Source organism: Psychrobacillus sp. (genome assembly GCF_056205495.1).
Genome location: NZ_JBAEAP010000509.1, coordinates 1 through 1,850 on the forward strand (window position 1 = coordinate 1; position 1,850 = coordinate 1,850).

At 40.6% G+C, this 1,850-nt stretch carries 3 protein-coding genes and 1 pseudogene; all 4 read left to right on the plus strand.

All coding sequences use genetic code 11. From position 1 onward, the window contains the following. Window positions 1-96, plus strand: a pseudogene (gene rpsE / locus AC06OU_RS14545) (30S ribosomal protein S5); the annotation flags it as partial. A gap of 16 nt (window positions 97-112) precedes the next feature. Beyond that, entirely contained in the window at window positions 113-295 is a 183-nt protein-coding gene (gene rpmD, locus AC06OU_RS14550) for a 50S ribosomal protein L30 (protein ID WP_402875681.1), read from the plus strand. Window positions 296-327: 32 nt separating this feature from the next. Next, entirely contained in the window at window positions 328-768 is a 441-nt protein-coding gene (gene rplO, locus AC06OU_RS14555) for a 50S ribosomal protein L15 (RefSeq protein WP_402875679.1), read from the plus strand. After that, a partial coding sequence (gene secY / locus AC06OU_RS14560) for a preprotein translocase subunit SecY (protein WP_475856735.1) occupies window positions 768-1,850 on the plus strand: 1,083 nt, incomplete at its 3' end. The genes rplO and secY, both read left to right, overlap by 1 nt.

Genomic DNA, 1,850 nt, shown 5'->3' on the forward strand with positions numbered 1-1,850 from the left:
ATGGTTCGTGCAACAATCGAAGGATTGAAGCAATTAAAACGTGCTGAGGACGTAGCTAAGTTACGTGGTAAATCAGTACAAGAACTGTTAGGATAAGGAGGGAAATCGAATTATGGCTAATAAATTAGAAATTACCCTCACTCGCAGCTTGATCGGTCGTCCTGAAGATCAACGTGTTACAGTTAACACTTTGGGTTTACACAAAATGCATCAAACGGTTGTTCAAGATGACAACCCTGCGATTCGTGGTATGATTACCAAAGTATCTCATCTTGTTACTGTAAAAGAACAATAAAATAATTTTTATCTTAACAAGGAGGTGCCAACATGAAACTTCATGAGTTAAAATCTGCAGAAGGTTCTCGTAAAGAACGTAAACGTAAAGGTCGCGGTATTGGATCTGGTAACGGTAAAACAGCAGGTAAAGGACACAAAGGACAAAACGCTCGCTCTGGCGGCGGTGTACGCCTTGGATTTGAAGGGGGTCAAACTCCTCTATTCAGACGTTTGCCTAAACGTGGATTTACCAACGTTAACCGTAAAGACTATGCTATCGTGAATCTTGATACGTTAAATCTTTTCGAAGACGGTACTGAAGTAACTCCAGCTCTTTTACTTGAGACTGGTATCGTAAGTAAAGAAAAAGCAGGAATCAAGATTCTTGCTAAAGGAAACATTGAGAAAAAGCTTACTGTTAAAGCTCACAAATTCTCTTCTACTGCAAAAGAAGCTATCGAAGCTGCTGGCGGTAATACAGAGGTGATTTAATGTTTCGCACGATCTCCAATTTTATGCGCGTGGGTGAAATAAGAAATAAGATAATTTTTACCCTTCTCATGTTAATCGTCTATCGCATCGGTACATTTATCCCTGTACCGCATGTGAATGCCGGTTTTCTTGCTGAACAGGACCAAATGAGCGTCATCGGACTTTTAAATACCTTTGGCGGCGGAGCACTGCAAAACTTCTCTATTTTGGCGATGGGAATCATGCCGTACATCACGGCATCAATCATCGTACAGCTATTACAGATGGACGTTGTTCCAAAGTTCACTGAATGGTCGAAACAAGGGGAGGCAGGGCGCCGTAAATTGGCTCAATTTACACGTTACTTCACTATTGTCCTTGGATTTATTCAAGCTTTGGGTATGTCTTATGGATTTAACAATATGTCAGGTGGCTCGTTAATTGAATCTCCTGGGGTTACAACATACTTGCTTATTGCGACTGTCTTAACGGCAGGAACAGCTTTTCTTTTGTGGTTAGGAGAGTTGATTACTGCTAAAGGTGTTGGTAATGGGATTTCCATTATTATCTTTGCTGGTATTGTATCGAGTTTGCCTAATACGGCCAATCAGATTTATGCACAGCAGTTTGAAAATGCTGGAGATCAACTTTTCTTACGGATTGTGACCATTATCCTTATCATAGTAGCAGTATTAGCAATCGTGGTTGCTGTCATCTTCATTCAGCAAGCATTACGTAAGATTCCAATCCAATATGCCAAACGTGCTGCGGTGGGTCGTACGCAAATGGGTGGGCAATCTACCCATTTACCATTGAAAGTAAATGCTGCGGGTGTTATCCCGGTAATCTTCGCAACTGCATTTATTATCACTCCAACAACGATCGCGACTTTCTTCGGAAAGAATAGCGTGACTACTTGGATTTCAACAAACCTTGATTATACTAAGCCAATTGGCATGATCATATATGTTGCTCTTATTATTGCCTTCTCATATTTTTATGCGTTCATTCAGGTTAATCCTGAACAGATGTCTGAAAATCTGAAAAAGCAAGGTGGCTATGTGCCAGGGATTCGTCCAGGTAAGAGTACTCAAGAATATTTA

Bases quoted from the DNA above. Each gene is read 5' to 3' on its own strand.
- rpmD (WP_402875681.1), top strand. From the start codon at position 113: ATGGCTAATAAATTAGAAATTACCCTCACTCGCAGCTTGATCGGTCGT.
- rplO (WP_402875679.1), top strand. From the start codon at position 328: ATGAAACTTCATGAGTTAAAATCTGCAGAAGGTTCTCGTAAAGAACGT.